The organism is Wolbachia endosymbiont of Culex quinquefasciatus Pel, assembly GCF_000073005.1.
Lineage (GTDB): Bacteria > Pseudomonadota > Alphaproteobacteria > Rickettsiales > Anaplasmataceae > Wolbachia.
Genome location: NC_010981.1, coordinates 1141082 through 1164607, shown reverse-complemented (window position 1 = coordinate 1164607; position 23526 = coordinate 1141082). Strand labels below are relative to the sequence as shown.

Genomic DNA, 23526 nt, shown 5'->3' with positions numbered 1-23526 from the left:
CACAACTATCCTTTCAATGTATGAGTTTTAGGTTTTAGTACTGCATACACAACTGCACGGACTTCCAATTTAGAAATTGCAAATCAATCCAAACACGCAAGTTTAATGTTACCGCCACATGCTGTAGTGTTGACACTTACAACCTTTTCTATAGAAAAACGTTGCAGATAATTAGGACCACCAGCTTTTGGTCCGGTACCTGACAGTCCTCTACCGCCAAATGGTTGTGTTCCAACTGCTGCACCTATTTGATTGCGATTGATGTATACATTTCCAACTGATATTTTCTTGCTTATTAAAGCGATCTGACTTTGTACACGGCTTTGCAAAGAAAACGTAAGTCCATATCCTGTATTGTTTATATCACTTATAACTTCATTTAACTGCGACTTATTAAAACGTATGATATGTAAAATAGGCCCAAACACTTCTTGCTTTAATTGCGAAATTTTTTGTATCTCATAAATGTACGGAGGAAAGAAATAACCATTATAAGAATTTGTATCCATTGGTACCTTGAACAAAAGGTTTGAATCTTCATCCCTTGATATTTTTTCCGTATGTTTAGTGAGCATATCAATAGATGCTTTGTCAATTATTGGACCAATATCTGTGCTCAGTTGTATTGGGTCACCTATCTTTAGTTCTTGAGCTGCATTGCATATCATTTTTACCTGTTTTTCTGCTATATCTTCTTGAATAAATAGCACTCTGAGAGCAGAACAACGTTGACCGCCACTGCGAAATGCAGAAATTAAAACATCCTTAGTTACCTGCTCTAAAAGAGCAGAACTATCAACAATCATAGCATTTAATCCACCAGTCTCAGCGATAAGTGGCACAATAGGACCATCTCTACTAGCAAGCATTCGATTAATTATTTGAGCAGTTTGTGTTGAACCAGTAAAAGCTACACCGGAAATTCTATTATCTGGTACTAATGTTTTACCTAAATACCAACCATCCCCTGGAATAAGGTGTAGCACATTTTTTGGTATTCCAGCTTCGTGTAGTATCTTAACGGCTTCATAGGCAATAATCGGCGTTTGCTCTGCCGGTTTTGCCAGCACTGCATTACCTGCTGCAAGTGCAGCTGAAACCTGTCCAATGAAGATAGCGAGTGGAAAATTCCACGGTGATATGCATAAGAAAACTCCTCTGCCTTCAAAAAAGATGAAGTTATCTTCACCTGTTGGACCTGGCAATTTTTTCCAGTCATTCAGTTCATTTTTTGCTATCATTGCATAATAGCGCAAAAAGTCGATTGCCTCTCTTACTTCTGCTATTGCATCGGATAAAATTTTTCCTGCTTCTACAATCAGAATATAAATTAACTCTTTCATCCTTTCCTCAAGCAAATCTGCAGCTTTTTCAAGGCATTTAGCGCGCTCTTCTGCTGAAACATTCTGCCACTTAGTAAAAGCACTATGTGCTATTTCAAGAGCATTTAAAGCATGAGCACTTGTTGCACTTGACACTTCCCCAATTACATTTTCCAAATGTGCAGGATTCACTACTTCGGTAAATTCCGCACTGTCAAGAAACGACTCTCCATCAATTATTGGGCCAACCTGCCATTTCTTTTCACTAAATTCCCTTACATCATTTGCAAATTGTGAAACTGCAATTGAATCGCTAATATCCATTCCCAAGGAGTTTTTTCTTTCCTCTCCAAAAATATCTCGTGGCAACGGAATGCTTGGATGAGGCTCATATTCTAAGCTTTTTACTTTTTCTAATGGATCTGAGACTAATTCTTCAATTTTAACGTCAGAATCATTTACTTGATTGACAAACGAGCTATTAGCTCCATTTTCAAGAAGACGCCTAATAAGGTATGGCAATAAATCACTATGTTTACCAACTGGTGCATATATACGACAATTGATGCTTGTTGCAAGTTCTGAAATTGCATAATCATACAAACTTTTACCCATTCCATGTAAGCGCTGAAACTCAAACCCAGGATGATTTTTATCGGCAAGCTCTATTATAGTAGCAAAAGTATAAGCATTATGAGTTCCAAAACATGGATAAAAGTGATTCTCTTTGCTTAAAAGTTTCTGCGCACAGGCAAGGTAGCATACATCTGTGTGGCTTTTTCTAGTAAACACCGGATAACCAATTAACCCTAATTCTTGTGTGCGCTTGATTTCCGAGTCCCAATATGCTCCTTTCACAAGTCTCACCATAACCTTATGCTTTGATCGAATGGCAACATCTTCAACAAAATCAAGAACAGACAAAGCACGTTTTTGATACGCTTGCACAGCTAGACCAAGCCCTTCCCACTCAGAAAGTGACTCATCAAGACGCAACTGTTCAAATAACACGAGCGACATCTCAAGCCTTTCTGATTCTTCTGCATCTATACACAATGAAATATTATACTTTTTTGCTTCATGACAAAGTTCCAGTACTTTAGTTCTCAGTTCTTCAGCCATATTATCAAATTGGCTAAATTCATAACGTGAGTGCAGCGAAGACAATTTGATTGAAACCCCCTGAGATTTAAAGCAATCATTTATGTCAGCAGATTCACCTATGGCTTTTATTGCATGCATGTATAAATTAAAATACTCTTCCGCATCCTCAACTGTGCAAGCAGATTCACCAAGCATATCAAAAGAGCATAAATACTTACTGTAGTCATCTGATTTCACACTTTCCAATGCTTTTTCTATAGTTTCTCCAACAATAAAATGCTTGCCAAGAATGGATATTGCTTGTTTTACCGCTTTGCGAATTATTGGCTCTCCTAAATTTTTCAATAACCTGGAAATTATGTTATAGAATTTTGAATCCTCTTCATTGTTTCTTAATATACTGCTTCCTATAATTAAACTCCATGTAGAAGCATTAACAAACAATGAAGAGGAACGCCCCAAGTGTTTATTCCATTCTTGGTTGGCAATTTTATCTTTGATCAATTCATCTATTGTGTAATCGTCTGGTATTCTAAGTAATGATTCAGCAAGACACATTAGTGCTACTCCTTCATCATTAGAAAGTGAGTACTGTTGTATAAAAGAATCTATAATGCCTAATTTACTACCTCTAATCTTTTCGACAATTTGTTTTGCAATATTGTAAATTCTGTTTTTCGAATCAACCGAAAGTTCTACTTTTTCTACGAGATAACGTACACAGCTTTTTTCATCAGTACGATAAAATCCTTGTAAACGTTTTCTGAGTTCATTAGGTTCTTGTATAGAGCTAATCATAATTATCTATAAAACACCTTTACTATATGTAAGGTAAAATTATATCATAACTTCGCATAGAACAAATCATTATTTAAAAGGACCAGGGCTGGAGCTAAAAGAAGTCTAGTACTTACTTTTACTAAGTCGAAAGAAGTATGTAGCTTAACACTCCACCACTCATTAAGTATTTAATCTCAGTTGCGGTTTGTACACAGCATTTGAGTTGTATTGATTGCTTTGAATTATCCTGTCTTTTAATGATACATTCTAGATTTCCATTTGATACTATTTCACCTTTTATGCTTATTATCTCACTACCATCAAATATCTTTCTGGTTATTCCATTTTGGAATATAAGTGGAAGAACACCCATGCCGACCAAGTTGGACCTATGTATGCGTTCAAAACTTTCTGCAATCACAGCTTTAATTCCCAGTAATGCAGTACCCTTTGCTGCCCAATCCCTACTTGAACCTGTACCATATTCTTTTCCTGCAATGACAACTAATGGAACAGCTTCTCTTTTATATTGCATTGCTGCATCAAAAATTGACATAGTTTCTTGAGAAGGAATATGTTTTGTATAGCCACCCTCAGCGCTCACCATTTTATTTCTTATTCTGATATTAGCAAAGGTTCCACGCATCATTACGTTGTGGTTACCGCGGCGAGATCCATATGAATTGAAATCTTGCGGTTCAACTCCAAGACCTTTTAAATATATGCCTGCAGGACTATTTGAGGCAATATTTCCAGCAGGGGAAATGTGGTCGGTAGTGACGCTATCGCCAAACATCGCTAGTATTTGCGCATTCTTTATATCAACTATGTTGCTTCCATTGTTCTTAGTCGATAAATTATCAAAATAGGGAGGGTTTTGTATATAAGTGCTTTTCGTGTCCCAATCATAGATTTCACCTTTCTCACACTTTATCTTTTGCCAATGCTCATCACCAGAAAAAACATCCTTATACTTTTGTATGAACATTTCACGCGTCACAACACTTTTAACACAGCTCTCAACTTCATTATTTGTTGGCCATATATCTTTGAGATAGACATCATTTCCATTCTTATCTTTGCATATTGAATCTTTTGTCAAATCAATTTGCACAGTGCCTGCAAGTGCATATGCAACAATAAGTGGCGGAGATGCCAAGTAATTAGCTTTGACTAACGGATGAATTCTTCCTTCAAAGTTACGATTGCCAGACAAAACTGCAGCAACAGTTAAGTTTTTGTTTTTTATATCATCCTCTATATCCTTATTAAGTGGACCAGAATTTCCAATGCAAGTTGTGCAGCCATATCCAACTAGATTAAAACCCAAAGCATTTAGATCTACCTGCAATCCAGACTTTTCTAAATATTCTGTCACAACTTGTGACCCTGGAGCAAGAGAAGTTTTAACCCAAGGCTTTGATTTTAATCCAAGTTTAATTGCATTACGAGCTACAAGACCTGCAGCAATCATCACACTTGGATTTGAGGTGTTAGTGCAGCTTGTTATTGCTGCAATCACTACGCTGCCACTCTGGAGCTGATCGCCATAGATAGGTTCCAACTGAGGTCTGTTTGTCTCATTAATAGGAAAAGATGTAGAAAAAGATTCCGCTACTTCTGAAAGGAAAATCTTATCCTGTGGTCTTTTAGGACCAGCCATCACTGGCTTTACGCTTGATAAATCAAGCTTCAGTGTGTCAAAGAACGCCAATTCTTCATTACTACGCCACAGCCCTTGTTCTTTTGCATAGACTTCAGCTAATTTAACCAACTCTTTTGGCCTTCCGGTTAAGTTTAAATAATCTAGTGTCTTCTGATCAATTGGAAAGAATCCACAAGTTGCACCATACTCTGGAGCCATATTAGCTATGGTTGCTCTATCTGCCAAAGATAAACAATCTAAGCCATCACCATAAAATTCCACAAATCTGCCAACAACGCCTTTTGTTCTCAGGATATTAGTAATCGTTAGCACTAGATCAGTTGCTGTTACTCCCTCTGAAAGTCTTCCTATTAATTTAAATCCTACTACTTCTGGAATTACCATACTAATTGGTTGACCAAGCATCACAGACTCAGCTTCTATTCCACCAACACCCCAACCAAGAACCGATAAACCATTTACCATAGTAGTGTGACTATCTGTACCGACTAAGGTATCTGGATATAGAACTCCGCTATCGTTACATACAACTTGCGCTAAATATTCAAGATTCACTTGGTGGCAAATTCCAGTACCTGGTGGCACTACTCTAAAATTTGTGAAGGATGACTCTCCCCATTTTAAGAATTGATACCTCTCCAAATTTCTTTTTACTTCCAGTGCAACGTTTTTACCAAATGCAGAAGTGCTTCCGTAACTATCTACTTGAACAGAGTGATCGATCACAAGATCAACAGGTACAGATGGATTTATTTTGCTGGGGTTACCTCCGTTTTTCTTCACATAATTACGCATTGAAGCTAAGTCAACGACAGCAGGAACTCCTGTGAAATCCTGCATCAAAACCCTTGCTGGCTTGTAGCTAATTTCGTGATTAATGTGTTTCTTGACGCAATTTGCTAATATCTTTATGTCATCTAATTTAACGCTTACTCCATCTTCGTTGCGCAATAAATTTTCAAGCAATACCTTGAGTGAACAAGGCAATTTTGTTAAATTTACTCCTAAAAATTTACCAGCGTTACTTAGGTTAAAGTAGTTATATAACCTTCCATCAATATTTAAAGTCGTCTTTGCATTTAAAGAATTGTTCATCCTGTATTAGTTAAAATTGGAATTACTAGCGCTACTTTTTTGTTGTTGACTTTGCTGCTGATACATAGTTTCAAAATCTATAGGATCTAGCATAAGTGGAGGAAACCCACCACTACTTGTAGTTCTTGCAATTATTTCTCTTGCAAAAGGGAAAAGAAAAGTAGGTCCACCAATAAATAAAGCTTGTCTCACCTCTTCCTCACTTAGCTCTGTAAAATTTTCTATTGAAAAAATACCGCAATACTTTACCTCGCAAATGAAAGCTATATCATCTTTTACATCTTCATCTTTTACCGTTGCTTTGGCTTCTATATGCAAAGTAATTTCATGAAAAGGCTTTTCTTCACTTATTCCTTTTTTATTTTCTGTTCCTTCTAATTTTGCTGAATTAATATTAACCATTACATTAATATCAGGAGCTTTACTAGAAGGAAGGAATGGCGAATTTGGATTCTCAAACGAAAAATCTTTGACATACTGACCATGAATTTTCATTTTGTGTTGTGACATTTCTTACGTCTCCTTTAATTAAGTTGAGATGTTTAATACTTTCTTATATAATATATTCATTTACAAATGAATAGTAAACCTAACTATAGGTTAATATGAAAAACATATTTTTATCAATAATTAATAATATTTAGATACTTTATATATCAAGGAGTTAAGTTACCATGATAGAGCTTGTAATATATGCTTTACTAGCGGCGTTTATTTTTTCACGCTTATATAATTCTTTAGGAAGATCAGCCAGTCTCAACCTAAAAAAGCTAACAGGTGTATTGGATGTAAGTCAAAGTAAAGAAGATGTGGTAGAAAATATCGAAGATTATATTTATAGCAACGACAAAAGTTCAATAGAAACTACTTATGAACAAATATTACAAAAAAACAAAGAGTTTTCTATTTCCAATTTTATAGAAGGTTCAAGCATAGCTTTTGAATTAATAATAAAATATTTTAACCAAGGAAATTTACCTCAATTAAAATCCCTTCTGGACAAAGACTTATATAACAGTTTTGTGGATAAGATTAAACATCGTAAAGAGACACATGAGTCCATAATTGTTTCTATCGTTTCACAAAAGATCTTAGAAATAAAGTTAGTAAAAAACGTAATATTTATTGCAGTATATTTCCTTTCAGAGCAAATTAACTTCGTTAAGAATAACGAAGGAAACATCACATCAGGTAGCATGTCTACTATTAACAAAGTTGAAGATGTATGGCAATTCAAAAAAAATATTAATTCATCAGATCTAACTTGGTTACTTGTTTCTATTAACTATAAGAAGGCAAGTACTGATAAAAATTTAACAACAAATGACAACTGATGAAAAGTAGGCTACGAGAAATAGTACTTGATACTGAAACTACAGGTCTTGATACTAAATCTGGACATCGAATTATTGAGATAGGATGTGTAGAACTAATTAATCGTATTCCAACAGGTAAAACATTTCATCGATATCTCAATCCAGAAAGAGATATACCTTACCACTCATTTAAGATTCATGGTATTAGTGAGGAATTTTTGGAAGATAAACCACTATTCTCAGATGTTGCACTTGAATTTCTTGACTTCATATCCAATGACATTTTGGTGATTCATAATGCTGAATTCGATGTTAAGTTCCTTAATATGGAGTTAGGCAAGTTAAATGCTGGGTTAATTTCCTCAGATAGAGTGCTAGATACATTACCACTTGCAAGAAAAAAGTTTGTAGGATCACCTGCTTCTTTAAATGCATTATGCAAGCGTTTTGATATATCGCTAGAAGGTAGAGAGTTACACGGAGCATTAGTTGATGCTCAATTGCTTGCAAAGGTCTATGTTGAGCTTACAGGAGGATTGCAAACCTTTTTATTTAATAATGAATGTGCTCAGGACAATAACTCTACGTTTATTCAACATAAAGTGCGTAATTTAGCTCGCAGAGAACATTCACCAAGTATTAAAGAAATTGATGAGCATAAGAAATTGTTAGATAAAATTAACAACCCACTTTGGAAGGAATATATTGAATCAATCAACTAATCAATATATGATTTAACTTTATTGGAAACGCTTTAATGATAAAGTTTATAAGGTTATTGTCTAGTTTGCTAATAACAGTAGCAGCTATCTTCTTAGGTTATTGTTATTTTACTAAGCAAGGCATATTTGTTTCACAAAATACAGAAATTAAAATAGGTGGGGATTTTTCTTTGATTAACCAAAACGGGCAAATAGTACGCAGTAGTGATTTCAAAGATAAGTATATGATGATTTTTTTTGGATTTTCCTCATGTAAAAGAATTTGCCCTATGAACCTTGGAATAATTTCAGAAACACTTGCAAAGTTAGACGAGAAAACTGACAACAAGCTACAAACATTTTTTATCACAGTTGATCCTGAGCGCGATAATACAGAAAGGCTTAAAGAATTTCAGCAGCAATTTGACCATAGAATACAAATGCTCACTGGTGAAAGACAAAAAATAGATGAAGTAGTTGCAAAGTATAAAGTATATGCAAGTAAAGTAGATGGAGAAGAGGAAATTAACCATTCTTCAATGATATACCTTATTAGCCCTGAAGGAAAATATGTCACACACTTTGTAGCTGATTTAAATTCAGATGAAAGTCAATCTGATAAGATTCTGGCTGAGATAAAAAAATATGTAAGCTGAACTAAAGAGCTTAGCTTACTTTAAATTTATGCTAACAGCTATTTTGATTAAACTAAGTCGTTTTTTTAATTTTTTCTAGGATCAACTCAGCAGCTTTTTGTTCAGCAATTTTCTTACTAGGAGCGCATGCAGAAACTTTGTCATAACTCTCTATGCAAACTGATATAGTAAATTCAGGATTGTGTGCTGGTCCAGTTTGTTTTACAAGCTCATACTTCGGTAAAGGTAATTTATTTCTCTGAGTCCATTCTTGCAGTGAAGTTTTAGGATCTTGAGGAGGATCGAGGATGTCCTTAGCTAGCTTTTCCCAATGTCGGATAATAAATTTCTCAACACTCTCAAGTCCGCCGTCAATATAAATTGCACCTATTAGTGCTTCAAGCGAATTTTCTAAATTTTTTAAGTTACATTTTCCTCCGTTACAACGTTCACTATTATTCATGATAATAAAGTTACCTAACTCTATTTCTTTAGCAACATTAGCAATGGTACTGCCACAAACTAAATCCGTTTTTCTTTTTGCCAATGCTCCTTCTTTTTCTTCAGGAAACATTTTAAACAGCATAACAGACACAACCATATTCAAAACACTATCGCCCAAAAACTCTAGCCTTTCGTAGCTTACAACCTGGTCTTCGCTATTTCTCTTATTTACGCTTGGGTGGGTTAATGCCTCTTCTAATATTGCATAATCTGTAAATTTATAATTAATAACTTTAGATATTGTATCGTTCAAAACTCTCATATTAATCATTCAATAGAAAAGCACTCTCTATCATACCTCTACACTAAAAAGTTAGCTCTACTTTACTAAAACAATATCAATAACTTCCAAAATTAATGTATACAACCCACTGCTTCAGTAATGTTACTAAATCCATCTCTTTTTACCAATTCTGCAAGCTCCAGATTGATTTTGTTCACAACTTGATGCCCCTGGTATACAAGAGCAGTGTACAGTTGTACTAAAGAGGCTCCTGCCTTTATTTTTTCATATGCATCAACACCACTTGAAATTCCTCCGCATCCTATCAATAGAATTCTGCTTTTAGTAAGCTTGTACATGTCACTCAATAACTCGGTTGAAAGTTGAAATAATGGCCTGCCGCTCAACCCACCACTCTCATTATAGTAAGAATCTCGACTTATCGTAGTGTTGCTTACTATTAAGCCGTCAATTTTATATTCTAGTGTAAGCTCAGCGATATTTTCTTTTGTTTGCTGATCTATATCTGGAGAAATTTTTAATATTATCGGTATGGATTCAGAGCTATCGATTGATTTCCGGGTTAGAGTGATAGATTTCAACAATTTGGATAATTCTTGTTTATTGTGCAAATCGCGCAAGTTAGGTGTGTTTGGGGATGAGATGTTCAGTACTATATAATTGCTCTTTCCATATACTATCTTTATTAAGTCAACATAATCGCTGATTTGGTCCTTTGATGTACTGTTTCTTCCTATATTTATACCAAAAATACAATTACCAAGTTTAGTTTCACTTATCTGTTTAAGAAAATAGTCTACTCCTTTATTATTAAATCCCAATCTATTAATTATTCCTTCATCTTTAATTAATCGAAAAATTCTCGGTTTTTTGTTTCCATATTGGGGATGTTTAGTTACAGTACCAGCCTCAATAAATCCAAAACCAAATGAGAGCATCGGCTTTACAACTTCCGCATTTTTATCAAAACCTGCAGCAAGACCTACAGGACTCCTAATTTTATTACCAAAAAAGTTTACATTTAAAGACTTAGGTAGTTCTATAGGTTTCCTACAGGGCATCTTTTTTAACGCCGTTATTACCAAGGAGTGAGCGATTTCAGGCGGCAGTAAAAACAATAAATTACGTAATATCATTTTGTAAAACACTTTGCTTATTTTTAGTTTATTTTTTACCATGCAACAAGAATAACTTAGAAAGCTTGAGGTTTATCAAAATAGTAAGTATATAGTTTCTATGGGTAGTAAAAACTAATTTTTCTGAAGGGAAACCAGAACTTGATCAGTATTTTCATCTACTAATTCGAGGTAGCCAAATTTGTTAATTTGAGATTTTATTAGTATAGGAATCTTATTTCGATTTAAATAAAATCCCTGTTTTGATTGTTTATTAATCCGCAACCTTACATCCCCATTTTTCCAAGCAAGCATCTTATTTATTCCAGATTTTTCTTTACAATTATCTTCATTTACAAATCCTAAGTATTCATCTTCTGAAGAAGATATTGCAATCTCGCATATTCTATACCCTACCCAATTCCCTAGATATGGATCAGTATCGTCTTTTTCGTGAAGCTTGAACTCTCCTTTGACATATTCCCATGGAGCTTTTGCATCACCTAACTTTTTTAGAAAGAGTACGTCCTGATCAAAGTTTATAATGGTCCTTGTATGAAATGTTGTTAAGCTTGTGTCCCATAATAGTTTTTCTGTGATGCTAAAATGCTCTTTATCCTTTTGCATATTTTGAAATGATACGATTATCACATCTGCTCCAACTTCTCTTCCATAGTTAACATATTGACTAGCACGCCCATGTTTGGCTGTGAATGATGACTTACCTATTAACAGAAAGTCATTAAATAACGCATTATATATAGTCTGTGCACTGTAAGCTGTACCGACGTAAACCGGCTGTTTGTTGGATGAAGGGTACTTTTCTGGTGCAAGATGAGTATACGAGCTCTTTAATAAATAGTGAAAAGTGCAACTGGTAAGCAAGAAGGGCAAACCAATCAATAATAAAACTTCTGTTAATCTCTTTGGCATTTTACTGCTTATATTTTGAATATAGTATCTTATTTTTTTAAATATTTCATTAAAAGCCACACTTCTTGTTAAAATTTGAGAAGAAAAAACGATCTAATTGGAGTAAGAGGCCGGGACCGGAATTGAACCGGTATAAAAGGATTTGCAGTCCTCCGCATAAGCCATTCTGCCACCCAGCCGTTTTTTATGCGTAGATATTAATTATATCTTTTAGCATAGATAAAGCATCCTCTTTTTTTCTTTGAAAAGTGTTGCGCCCGATAATTGAACCATTACCACCACCTTGCTTAATTTCTTTTGCCTCATTGTATATATCATCCACTGACTTTGACTCACCACCAGAGAAAACTACTATTCTTTTTCCTGCAAAGCAAGACTTTTTAATATATTCAATTCTTTTAGATAATGATTCAATATTTTCTATTTTTTCTCTTTCCAGATGATTGGTTGGAAGTTTTACTTTTATTATGTTGGCACCGAGCAAAGCCGCTATATGCGCAGCATAGGCAATCACATCAACTGCTGTTTCACCTTCTTTGGAAACCCCTTCACCACGTGGATAAGACCATAGCACTACAACAAGGCCACAAGATTTAGCCTCAGCTATAATTTTGCGAGCTTCTTCCATCATATCAAAACACTTAGCAGAACCAGGATATATAGTAAACCCAACAGCCATGCAGCCCAAACGCAGCGCATCTTTTACAGAGGCAGTTATTGCTTGATCTGAAGTTAAGCTTTTTGAGTGCAAAGAGTTAGCGCTATTAAGCTTCAAAATAAGTGGTAGCATTCCAGCATAAGTTGAAGCACCAGCTTCGATCATACCAAGCGGAGCAGCGTATGCACTTACTCCTGAATCAACTGCAAGCTGAAAATGATAATGTGGATCGTAAGCATCAGGGTTAACTTCAAAACTTTTTATTGGTCCGTGCTCAAATCCCTGGTCTACAGGGAGAATTACTAACTTGCCAGTTCCACCAAGTTTCCCATGCATAAGAATGCGAGTAAGATTCGCTTTTACTCCAGGGTTTTCACTTTCGTAGTAACTTAGGATTTGTTTTACTTCTTCACTCATTAATATCTTCAAATTTACTCAAAGTGTAGCAAAAACTATAGTTGAAGCAAAGACCTTTTTATGCTCTTGTTCCTACGCCTATATTTAAAGGTGTAACTTTAGGATCAGTAGTATGCTGTTGTGGTTTTTCTTGAACTAAATCTTCAAAATACATTTTAACAATAGGAAGAACGAGCGGCATAAGTACTAATTTGTAGTCATACCATGCAAATTTTTCTTTATAACTAAATTCCGCATCTTCTTCATATAAACACTGGGTACAGTATTCACCATATAGTTCAAAAGCTTTCACAAAAGTCCTAAGTAAAGCAATAAGTAATAAATCTAATGCTAAATTAGCTATTAGCATCGTTCCATATTGAACAGGCCAGCCATTTTGTGCAACTTCCGACATTAAACTGCATACAGCAAACGCTGCTGATATACATATTACATAATTATCAGCAGCAATAAGTAGATTGTATCTTCTATTTAACCTATCTAGATTTCCTTCTTGTGAGCCTCTTTGTTTACTTGCTGCATAGATAATACTACAAAAGGATATAATAAATAACCATGGCCAAACTCCAATGCTGAATGCATAAAATTTATAAGCAATATTTTGCACTTTGCCACTGTTAGCAAGTTGTGATAAGCAATATTTGACTTGAGGCGACGGACCAAGTACCACATTTGCTAATATAAAAAATAAACATGCTCTATTCACAGCTTTCTCTCTACGCAATAGAATCTCATTGATTCTCCTTTGTTTTTCCTGCACTTCTCGCTGTAATGTTATAGATATGCCAGCTGCTTTTAAGTCGTTAAGATATTTCTCTAGCTTATCTTTATCTGCACTAAGTTTTTTAAACTTTTCTTCAGCTATTTTTTTCTCTTTCTCTCCTACTACTTTATCAGGGTGACATTTTAATGAAGCTCTTCTAAAGCGCCGCTCAACTAACTTAAGTACATCATCAAACTCCTGGCTTATTACTTCTTCCGCTTTTATTCCCAGCCTTGAAAATAAATTCCGTAAATCTTGATTACTGTAATATTGATTTCTGGTTAAACTTGCCACTATAGCCTCATTAAAAAATAGTGACTATACTACAAATTTAATACTCAAGCAAGAATTTAAACTATATCAAAAGCAATTCCGTGTTTACCAATATAAATCCTTAATTTCTTTCCTTTAATTAATCGACGATTCAGTATTTCTTCAGCCAAATGACTTTTTATCTCTTTTTCAATCAGCCTCTCTATTGGGCGTGCTCCCATTTCTTTGCTATAACCTGTTTGCGCAAGATAAGACTTTACTTCTTCTTCCACTGAGCAGCTTATACCCTTTTGCACAAGTTGTTTTTTTAATTCCTGAATAAATTTATCCACAATGTGCAAAATGACATCCGCATCCAAATCAGAAAAGGAAATGACTGCATCAAGACGATTACGAAATTCGGGGCTAAAAACCCGTTCCATTGCTTTTTCGCTGTCACTGATGTTAAAGTTTTTATACCCAAAGCCAATAGAACTTTTGTTACGTTCAAATGCCCCTGCATTGGTTGTCATAATTAAAATCGTATTGGAAAAATTAACCTTACGTCCGTAAGTGTCTGTAACACAACCATAATCCATGATTTGTAGTAATATATTATAAATATCACTATGAGCTTTCTCAATTTCATCAAGAAGTACTACGCTATATTGATTATTAGATACAGATTCTGTAAGCAATCCACCTTGGTCGTAACCCACATATCCAGGAGGGGAACCAATCATTCTAGATATTGTGTGAGGTTCCATATACTCAGACATATCAAACCGAATAAGGTTCATACCCATATTTTGTGCTAGCTGCTTCGCAAGCTCAGTCTTACCTACACCAGTTGGCCCTGCAAAAAGATACTTTGCCAAGGGTTTATTGTAACTTCTCAGACCAGATTTAGCAATTTTAATAGAATTAACGAGAAACTCTATCGCTTGCTCTTGACCAAAAATGGCCCTATTGAGATTTTCTTTCAAAGATTTTACTCTTTGCATATCATCAAACCCGCAAGGTACGTTTGTAATCCTAGCGATAGTACTCTTAATGTCTCTACTGTTTATAATTTTTCGCCTGCTTTTTTGTAACTTACAATATGCCCCTGCTTCATCTATAACATCAACTGCTTTATCGGGTAATATTCGCCCAGTAATATACTTGTGTGAAAGTTCAGCTGCAGATTTAATGGCATGTTTCGTGTAATATACTCCATGATACCTTTCATAGTAATGCTTTATACCATCTAGTATCTTTACTGTATCATTAATAGAAGACTCTTTTACATTAATTTTTTGAAACCTCCTTGCTAATGCTTTATCCTTTTCAAAGCTATTGCTATATTCTCTATATGTAGTTGCACCTATACAACGCAACGCACCTCTTGCAAGTGCAGGTTTGAGCAGATTGCCAGCATCAAGAAAGCTGCCACTTGTTGAACCTGCTCCAATAATAGTGTGTATTTCATCAATGAAAAGAATAGCGCCAGGTTTTGCCTCAATTACTTTTATTATAGATTTTATTCTCTCTTCGAAGTCACCTCTATAGCGTGTTCCTGCAAGAAGTGATCCTAAATCCAAAGCATAAATTATGCTGGATCTCAGTGCACTCGGAACACTACCTTCAATAATTTTCAATACCAAGCCTTCAACTATTGTTGTTTTACCAACACCTGGTTCTCCGACATATAAAGGGTTATTTTTTCTGCGTCTTAGCAAGATTTCTATAGTGCGATTTAATTCATAATCACGACCAATGACATAATCTATTTTTTTGCTTCTTGCATAATCATTTAAATTTCTACAATAATTTTGTAGAACTTCTTCATCTTTTAATAATTCACCTTTATTTGCTACAGTAGAGATATCGTTATTCTTATCAAGTTTTATCTTGCGATTAGTTACATATTCTTCTATATCACCTGAATATTTTATATTGGATATGTTATAAATCAAATTAGAATCCTTTGCATTCTGTTTGCATAATAGCTCTTCAATGTATAAATCTTGCTCAGACAGAATCTCTAATAGAATACTTGCTCCATTTATTTCTTTTCTTCCCAGACGATGAGCTCGTATCATGGCTTTATGTATTATGCGTTGAAATAGCACATCAGGCTCAACTTTATTGACAGTTAATTCGGAGTTGTCTTGTAAAAAACCTTTTGCATTATTACCACGATCATTCCTTAATATAATATTATCTATATTTATGATTTCACCAGCTCTGATGTTACATCTTGATAAAACATAATTTACATCCACATCTTTGGTTAATGCTAGCAACAAATGTTCCACTTTTGCATATTTAAGCTTACAATCAGAAGCAATCTGTAACGCTCTATTTAAACTTGCCTCTAAATTTTTAGAAATCATCTATTCTCTTTAAAAGTGTAAATTTATATATAATTAGTAGCACACAATTATTAAAAAAACTGAAATCTAGCAGCTCGTTGTAGCCAAATTGAATTAAGCTACAGATTATAGTCCACACAGCCTAACATTATACCGTTGTGATAATCTCAAAACGTTATAAGCAGCAGAATTAAGATTATCAAATTGTAGGTAAATCTAATTTGGGCTAGCTATATATTCTTTCTACCATCCTCCAATCACTTCACTTTGCAGCAAGTTTACTGGAGCTTTTAAAGAATAGAAGAATAGTTAAGTACATTAATACGCTTTTTCTAGTACTCTGCTTTTCTTCTTAAATACATTGATCTTTTTTCTACCGTATTTAGCCTTTAACGTACTTGGCCTTTTAAAGATCTTTTTGCTGTTACGTTTTTGAGATTGCATACTACAATCAAAATTTGGCTCTCCTTCTTTATCTGCTAGTGCAGGCAGTCTTCTCTTATCTTGAGGTGTAACAAAAGATAATGCAAATCCTTCAGCTCCCGCACGTGCAGTTCTACCTATACGATGAACATAATCAGCTTGCGATTGTGGTACATCATAATTGATAACATGTTGAATGTGCGGAATATCAAGACCGCGAGAAGCAACATCTGTTGCAACCATGATTTGATTGCGGCCACGACGAAAAGAATCAATGACTCTTTCACGCTTGTGCTGCCTTAAATCACCATGAATTGCCAAAGCGCTATAGTCATCTTTGTGCAATTTGTCAGCTAGCTGATCCGCTCCTCGCTTTGTTTTGACAAAAATAATGATTGATCCTTTGCGCTGACATAATTGTGTAACAAGCTTGCCATATTTTTCTGATTCTGATGCATAAACAACTTCTTGTTTAATTTTTACAGAAGTTGTAGCCTGGCAATCGACAGAAACACGCTCTGGTTGATTAAGATATTTTTCAGTAAGTTTTACTATTTCTCCAGGAAGAGTTGCAGAAAACATAAGAGTTTGCCTTATTTTAGGCAAATGCTTCATAATTTCTTCAATCTGAATTCCAAAGCCCATATCAAACATACGATCCGTCTCATCAAGCACAAGAATACCAACATTCCGAGTAACTAAAGTTTTACGCTCAATATGGTCTATAATACGACCAGGAGTACCTATTATAATTTGTGGTTTTTTCTGAAGCTGATTTAGCTGCCTAAAAATAGGCTCGCCTCCGATCAACAAAGCAACTCTTAGTAAAGAACTTTGAGATAAGAGTTTTCTTATCTCACTTGTTACCTGATGAGCAAGCTCTCTGGTTGGCACGATGACTAAAGCTGAACCAATGCTTGGCTCATTCATCAATTTAGCAACCAGTGGAATAGCAAACGCTAAGGTTTTTCCAGTTCCCGTTTGAGCAGACCCAAGAATATCTTTGCCCTGAAGAGCTAGAGGAATCGCTTGCACCTGAATCGGGGTTGGAACACAAAGATTATTTTTACTTAGAGCTTGCCTAAGCAAAGTTGGAAGCCCCATTTCATGAAAATTACTCACAATACATTACCCTATTAAAAAGCTTCACGATAGACTAATCTTCCAATCTTAAATTTATTGCAGACTTTTTATCTTCTCCGTTCCTACCACGCTCTTCTTTAAGCTCATAACTTACTCTTTCCCCTTTCATTCCTCTCTTTTTATCCTCTCCTCGAAGTTCATCAGGTCTTATTCCTGAACGTTCTAATGTACTAACATGTACAAAAACGTCCTCACCTTTACCTTCTGGCTTGATGAAACCATAGCCTTTTTCAACATTAAACCATTTTATATTACCAAATTCCATATGGATAACTCCTAAACTACTAACTAACATTATTAATGTGATGAAAAACTTTGAAATTACGATTTAGAATGCTTTAAGCTTAGTTACTGCAACTAAACTTCTATACTCCATAGTCTATTCTTAACATTACATAGTAATAGTACACAATTATTGTACTTAATGCAACTAAAATTTTTAATCACTAAGTGAACCTGCTACTGTCATTTCGCTAACTTTAATCGTTGGTGAATTAAACTGCCCACAGAAAGTTAGGTCATTTGCAACAACTAAATTGCTAAACATATTTTTCAAATTGTCGGCAACAGTAATCTCGTGTATTGGATACGTTATTTTACCATTTTCTATAAAAAATCCGCATGCACCTTGACTATAATCGCCATTGATTAAATTAACACCAAAACCAAATAAATCAGTTACATATATTCCTTCTTTTACTTCCTCAATTAATTCCTTAAACGATCTATTACCATTTTTGAAATAGAAATTACTAGCTGAAGGAATAATTGCAGCATTACTTGCACGAGTTGCATTTGCGGTCGTTTCCAAGTTTAATTTCCTAGCCGAATATAGATCTAAAATCCAGTTTTGCAGTACTCCATTTTTTACAAATTCATTTCTTCTGCTCATTATTCCTTCCCCGTCAAACGGTCTTGATGTTATACCCCTTGGTAACAATGGGTCATCAATAATGCTAATCTCAGTATTAAAAATTTGATTATTTAAACTATTTCTCAAAAAAGAGCTATTATTTACAATATTGCTACCATTTATGGCAGAAGCAAAGCTCTTTACTAGCTCTTTTGCTGCTCTTTTTTCAAAAACAACCGGAAATTTGCCTGTCCTGATTGTACATGAACCCAATTGATCTATTGCTCTTTTTGCTGCTTCTTTCCCTATTGACTCCGGTGTTTTTAAATCACTGAAGTTGCATGCTACATCGTAATCGTAGCCTATTTTCATTTCATTCTTTTCTCCAGCAACAACAGAAACCTGATTAACAAAAGTTGACTTACTAAATGAACCAACAAAACCAGAAACGGTTGATAATACTGTATTTACTGAAGTATGTGAAGATGAAGCTCCTTCGGAATTAATAATATTTTTATGTGCAAGAGCTGAATTTTCTGTAGCTTCAGTAATTTCTTTTAAGTTATCAATTGTTACAACATTATTATCTGAGATATTTAAATCTGCAGAAGAGATATAATTACTGCCATCTACAGCAAAACTAATATAAGGATCTTCCTGGGCATTCTTTGCCATTTCCACCACTTGGCTCACTGCACTACTAAGATTATTCAAATCGTTTGTGGAAATATACGCAGCTTTGTTCTTACCTGCTATAGCTCTAATTCCGACAGTACAGTTTTTAGATTGTGATATTTGTTCAATTTTTGATAGACGCTGAGAAACCGAGGTCTTATTAGTTTCATATATTGTAACTTCTGCGTCTTGATTCTGCTTTTTTATTAGTTTAGTGATATCTGCTGCAATATTTAATATATTCATTTTTCATTCCTTGAGTTTCTATAAAGATTCTGCACCACCTATAACTTCAATCAAATCAGTTGTAATTGCTGCTTGACGAGAACGATTATAAAGTAATGCTAGTTTATTTAGCATTTCTTTTGTATTTCTGTTTGCTGATTCCATAGCAACCATCCTAGCACTATTTTCACTTGCTGCACTTTCAAGTAAAGCAGAATAAAGAGAAGCTGTAACATAATCTTGAGTCAAAGATTTTAAAATAAACTCAATATTTTGTGGTTCATACTCATAGCTGTAATCTGTTAGAGGACTAACTACAGAATTATCAATTAATAATGAGTCTTTACTCCATGGTTTTATTGTTTCTAATATTGGCTTTTGCATGAAGGTATTATAGAATTTACTGTAAAAAACCTTAACTTTATTGTATTTACTTAGATCTATATCACTAACCAAGGCTTCCACACGCTTTAGTGTGATTCCCTTACTATTTTCAACCTTCAAGATATTTTTAGAATTAAATCTATTTTTGCCTGTCTCAAAAGCTTTCTTACCAAAAAAAACAATGTCTACTTTCTTATCATTTGCAATTAATTTGTTTATATGCTCCTGACTAAATTTAACAACAGAGGAGTTGAAGCTGCCACATAAACCACGATCAGATGCAATAATAAATACTAGGAAAGAATCTTCATTATTGATATTTAGAATTCTTGCTAGTAACTCTTGATCCGCTGATAGCGCTAGTGAAGAAATAATGCTATGCAGCTTAGATATATGCAATTTTGAATTTGATAATTTCTTTTGGCTTTGTAATAATTTTGCTGCAGAAACCATTTGCATTATTTTCGTGATTTTCTGCACAGACTTAATATTTTTAATTCTTAAGGATAATTCCTTTAAGCTCTTCATTTTATATATAATTCTAATTTATTAAAATATATAACTGGTAATGTCTAAAAACAAGTTTTTTTGACATTGGAATCAAACCTAACTAAGAAACTCACAGATTTACTGTTTTGAGATAAAGATTATATTAAAGCAATCTCGATGTAAAAGTATCACACCTTATGGAGTCTTATAATATAAGGTAAATACAATTAAGACTATTGCAACTTGAGCACTTATAATCCCATTGCTTTAGCTCTTTATTACAATCAACACATTTCCAACCTGGATCAGGCACAGCTTCTGAGTTCATCTTATTTAGCCAGTAAATTGCTTGATCATACTCTTGTAGCATAATCTTGAGCTGTACCATAACAAGGTAGATTGATATGTAATTAGCTTTTTTCATAGCAATATCTAAATGCTGACTTGCAAGATCATATTTCCCTAAGCTAATTGAAGACAAAGCAAGCAAGCAATAACTAAATAATAATCAGGGCGTAAGTTATATAGTCTTTCAGCGCCTTTATTATTTAACTTGATATACATTCTAGCTGATTGAGGAGTAGGATTTACTCTATACTCTTCCTCTAATACTGTGGAAGCTTTTCTGATTTTTTCAAGCTTGATATATAATTCTGCCTTTAAATAATTGATGGGCTGAAAAGTTGCATAATAACTTTGTGCTTTAGCTAAATAATCTATAGCTTTGCAAAAACTTCCTTTACTTTCGTATTGCTTTGCTAAAGCGCAATAAAAAACCGCTAACATCTTTTTACGATCAAAGGGAAGAAAAATATTGAATTTGATAGCTTCCTTTAACTTTGAAATTGCATTTATCCAATCTTCTTGCAATATACAATGCTCTATTTGAAAGGGAATAGACAAAATTTTATCATTAATTGAACTAGAGCAATATTCTATAAATTTTTGAAAGACTAACCTTTCTTTCTTTAGGTGAATAATCAGTTTATTGATCAGAAGTAGAGCTAAGTTGCGATTTTTACTTGCAATACTCGTTAAATTATGGCTGAAAAAGCTGTAATTTCCCGTTTTACCTGAATTAAAGAGCTTTACTAAAGATAATTTATCACTTTCTTCATTTAGATTTTTAATTAGCTTATTGGTGTTCTCTATATTACCTAAATCTAAGCTAAAGAAAGCTTCAAAGAGAAGCAATTCTTCCCTACTTCTTCTTCTATTTTTTATGTTAGCAAATGTTGATGAAATAGAAGAACAAAAACGTGCAACTGCAATCAATAAAAATAATAAGACTACGCAAGCAAGAATAACGAAATATAGATCAATACTTATAGTGTAATTGCCTAATTCCAATTTTATTACTTCACCACTTACCTTGATCCATATGCCAAATAAAAACGAAAAAGCAAAAATTATAAAATAAATCATGAGATGTATTGTAATAAGTGACGATATATTATTGAAGTATTCTTGAAAGCTACAATAAAATCATTCAATTTATTAAGCCATGGTTTGAATTCTGGGTATGTTAAGTCACTTATTGCGGTGGCTATGCTCTGCCAATCATTATCGCTTATTAATTCTTCAATTTCCGCAAGCTTTAACCTGAGTGGATCACTACGATCATCTATCTTGATCCAATTTGAAATGATTTTTTTAAACAAGTTACTTTTATTGTAGTTAATAACAGTCATGTTCTTCTCAAAAGACAATTTCAACCCGCATAAAGTATCTACCTCTTTCAAATTTTCCAATTCATTGACTGCATTTTCTATTTCTGGATCGTCAAGCTCTGATATCAAAGGCTTTATTGAATTTATATGATTATCAAACTTGGCTTCTTGCAATAACGAATTCTTCATCTTAATCACAAGTAGCAGCAACTTTGCGAGGTTCTTATGTCTTGAACTACCGTCACCTTGCTCACATTGAGTGTGCAGATTTCTCTTTAAATCAAATATCTTTTTCTCTACCTTAATTTGATTAACTTCAAGCAACATTTTAAGTTCATCTATCTTTTCCGTTACAATACTTATACTATTTTCACTCTCTTGCTGATTTATTTTAAAAAATATTATGTTATTTATTGTAATATAGCTAACAAACAACAATATAATTAAGAACCAACCTATGCATTTTCTCCAAGTATCATTCATAACGTAATATCTCCACAGGATCTTGAGCAGCTGCTTGTAATGCAGGAGGAATTGTCGCTAAAAATGATAAGAACAATGCAAGTGCAGAAATGTTAATCACATCTTGAGAGACTAATATCACTGGCAAACTTGAAAAAAAGTATATCATAGGATCAAACAGTTTGATGTTGGTAATGTTTTCTAAAAACACTCTAATACTTTCAATATTGAGAGAAAAAACAACCCCTATAATAGAGCCAAGACAAGTTCCTGTAAAACCAATCAGCAATCCACAAGCACAAAATATGCGCATAATGCTTCCGCTTGTTGCACCAAACGTACGCATAATTGCAATTGCAGATTTCTTTTCTTGCACTATCATCATCAAATTTGAAACAATATTAAATGCTGCTACAACTATAATTAAAGTGAGAATTAAAAACATCACATTTCTTTCAGTCTTTAAAGCATTAACATAATGGCTTTGCTGAGACTGCCAACTTTCAGCTCTCATTCCTGTTTCTTTTGCTATAGCGTTTGCTAGCTTATTAGCCATAGCAATATCATCTACAAACACTTCTATATTTCTCACATTATCTTTATAATTAAAAAAAGCTTTAGCTGACTTTATGGGCATATACATTAAGGTATTGTCGTACTCAAACATACCCATATCAAATATTGCTACAACTTTATATTCTTTCATTTTTGGTATTTCACCAGACAGTGCATCAAATCCTTCAGGTGATATAAGCATAATGTTATCACCATAATCAATATTCAAAGCTTCTGCTAATCTTGCCCCTATTATGATACCTTCATCGAATTTTTCCACGTTACCCATAATTACATTATTCTTAACGATAGTATTATTAAGTAAGTCTTTAGTTGACACACCACGGACTACGCTACCCACAATTCCACTATTTGCTGCAACGATCACTTGATCATTGGTCATAGAAGTAGCTTTTAATACACCTGGGATTTTCTCAATAGATTTTAACACTGCGTGGTAATCTGAATTTATGCTTCTATCAAAGTAAACATTAATATGACCATTAATGCCAAGTACAGAGTCGAGCAGCTTTGCTCTGAACCCATTCATTACAGACATTACTACTATTAGCGTTGCAACTCCAAGAGCAATACCAATAATAGAAAACAAGGCCATTATAGAGCAAAATCTAGAATTCTTTGCTCGCAAATAGCGAATAGCCATAGTAAATTCAAAGGCAATAGACATTATACTAAGATTTAAATATCATACTTTTTATGCTTCATATAACTGTAATTTTTCCTTTACCTCAAATGAGGTTGTCTAAATTTAGCAAGCTTATAGA

General features: G+C 34.0%; 18 protein-coding genes, 1 tRNA gene and 1 pseudogene. 3 read left to right on the top strand and 17 right to left on the bottom strand.

Translation table 11 applies throughout. The annotated features are described in order from the left end of the window. Positions 1 to 83: 83 nt before the first annotated feature. The 3 genes from putA to secB all read right to left on the bottom strand — a co-directional run bounded on the left by putA (position 84) and on the right by secB (position 6477). Positions 84 to 3224 (bottom strand): bifunctional proline dehydrogenase/L-glutamate gamma-semialdehyde dehydrogenase PutA, encoded by a 3141-nt coding sequence (gene putA, locus WP_RS05435; RefSeq protein WP_007302469.1) that lies wholly within the window; start codon positions 3222 to 3224, stop codon positions 84 to 86. Between the two features lie 121 nt (positions 3225 to 3345). Next, complete coding sequence (acnA, locus tag WP_RS05430; RefSeq protein WP_007302468.1) at positions 3346 to 5967, bottom strand: aconitate hydratase AcnA; 2622 nt, start codon at positions 5965 to 5967, stop codon at positions 3346 to 3348. Between the two features lie 6 nt (positions 5968 to 5973). After that, positions 5974 to 6477: a protein-export chaperone SecB gene (gene secB, locus WP_RS05425; RefSeq protein ID WP_007302467.1), complete on the bottom strand. Its 504-nt coding sequence runs from the start codon at positions 6475 to 6477 to the stop codon at positions 5974 to 5976. Positions 6478 to 6641: 164 nt separating this feature from the next. Between secB and WP_RS05420 the strand changes: the two genes are divergently transcribed. From WP_RS05420 to WP_RS05410, 3 genes are read left to right on the top strand one after another with little or no spacing between them, the layout of a single operon-like run. After that, positions 6642 to 7301 (top strand): Tim44/TimA family putative adaptor protein, encoded by a 660-nt coding sequence (locus WP_RS05420; RefSeq protein ID WP_007302466.1) that lies wholly within the window; start codon positions 6642 to 6644, stop codon positions 7299 to 7301. Then, entirely contained in the window at positions 7301 to 8005 is a 705-nt protein-coding gene (gene dnaQ, locus WP_RS05415) for a DNA polymerase III subunit epsilon (RefSeq protein ID WP_007302465.1), read from the top strand. Before WP_RS05420 ends, dnaQ begins: the two co-directional genes overlap by 1 nt. A gap of 35 nt (positions 8006 to 8040) precedes the next feature. Beyond that, positions 8041 to 8640 (top strand): SCO family protein, encoded by a 600-nt coding sequence (locus WP_RS05410; protein WP_007302464.1) that lies wholly within the window; start codon positions 8041 to 8043, stop codon positions 8638 to 8640. Positions 8641 to 8692: 52 nt separating this feature from the next. Here the strand turns inward: WP_RS05410 and rnc are convergent, their stop codons facing one another. The 14 genes and pseudogenes from rnc to WP_RS05340 form a co-directional block, all read right to left on the bottom strand. Beyond that, positions 8693 to 9385, bottom strand: coding sequence for a ribonuclease III (gene rnc / locus WP_RS05405; RefSeq protein WP_012481989.1), 693 nt, complete (start codon positions 9383 to 9385; stop codon positions 8693 to 8695). A 92-nt stretch (positions 9386 to 9477) separates the two neighbouring features. After that, the gene (locus WP_RS05400; protein WP_007302462.1) at positions 9478 to 10545 is read right to left on the bottom strand and encodes a quinone-dependent dihydroorotate dehydrogenase; all 1068 of its coding nucleotides are present in this window, start codon (positions 10543 to 10545) and stop codon (positions 9478 to 9480) included. Positions 10546 to 10617: 72 nt separating this feature from the next. Then, positions 10618 to 11415 carry a hypothetical protein gene (locus WP_RS05395; RefSeq protein ID WP_007302461.1) on the bottom strand — a complete coding sequence of 266 codons (798 nt, stop codon included), beginning with the start codon at positions 11413 to 11415 and terminating at the stop codon, positions 10618 to 10620. Positions 11416 to 11522: 107 nt separating this feature from the next. Then, a tRNA-Cys gene (locus WP_RS05390) sits at positions 11523 to 11594 on the bottom strand. A 5-nt stretch (positions 11595 to 11599) separates the two neighbouring features. Beyond that, on the bottom strand, positions 11600 to 12490 hold the full coding sequence (locus WP_RS05385) for a class I fructose-bisphosphate aldolase (RefSeq protein WP_007302460.1): 891 nt from the start codon (positions 12488 to 12490) through the stop codon (positions 11600 to 11602). Positions 12491 to 12548: 58 nt separating this feature from the next. After that, positions 12549 to 13547 carry a hypothetical protein gene (locus WP_RS05380; RefSeq protein ID WP_007302459.1) on the bottom strand — a complete coding sequence of 333 codons (999 nt, stop codon included), beginning with the start codon at positions 13545 to 13547 and terminating at the stop codon, positions 12549 to 12551. 56 nt (positions 13548 to 13603) lie between these two features. Beyond that, a complete protein-coding gene (locus WP_RS05375) occupies positions 13604 to 15883 on the bottom strand; it encodes an AAA family ATPase (protein ID WP_007302458.1) in 2280 nt (759 codons plus the stop codon). 297 nt (positions 15884 to 16180) lie between these two features. Then, complete coding sequence (locus tag WP_RS05370) at positions 16181 to 17407, bottom strand: DEAD/DEAH box helicase (protein WP_012481988.1); 1227 nt, start codon at positions 17405 to 17407, stop codon at positions 16181 to 16183. A 34-nt stretch (positions 17408 to 17441) separates the two neighbouring features. Then, on the bottom strand, positions 17442 to 17693 hold the full coding sequence (locus tag WP_RS05365) for a cold-shock protein (protein ID WP_007302456.1): 252 nt from the start codon (positions 17691 to 17693) through the stop codon (positions 17442 to 17444). A gap of 174 nt (positions 17694 to 17867) precedes the next feature. Next, on the bottom strand, positions 17868 to 19202 hold the full coding sequence (locus WP_RS05360) for a TldD/PmbA family protein (protein WP_007302455.1): 1335 nt from the start codon (positions 19200 to 19202) through the stop codon (positions 17868 to 17870). An 18-nt stretch (positions 19203 to 19220) separates the two neighbouring features. Continuing rightward, on the bottom strand, positions 19221 to 20093 hold the full coding sequence (gene atpG / locus WP_RS05355) for an ATP synthase F1 subunit gamma (RefSeq protein ID WP_007302454.1): 873 nt from the start codon (positions 20091 to 20093) through the stop codon (positions 19221 to 19223). Positions 20094 to 20259: 166 nt separating this feature from the next. Then, positions 20260 to 21479, bottom strand: a pseudogene (locus WP_RS05350) (tetratricopeptide repeat protein). Next, the gene (locus WP_RS05345; RefSeq protein WP_007302451.1) at positions 21476 to 22207 is read right to left on the bottom strand and encodes a hypothetical protein; all 732 of its coding nucleotides are present in this window, start codon (positions 22205 to 22207) and stop codon (positions 21476 to 21478) included. Before WP_RS05345 ends, WP_RS05350 begins: the two are co-directional and overlap by 4 nt. Continuing rightward, complete coding sequence (locus WP_RS05340; protein WP_007302450.1) at positions 22200 to 23429, bottom strand: lipoprotein-releasing ABC transporter permease subunit; 1230 nt, start codon at positions 23427 to 23429, stop codon at positions 22200 to 22202. Before WP_RS05340 ends, WP_RS05345 begins: the two co-directional genes overlap by 8 nt. Between the last annotated feature and the right edge of the window lie 97 nt (positions 23430 to 23526).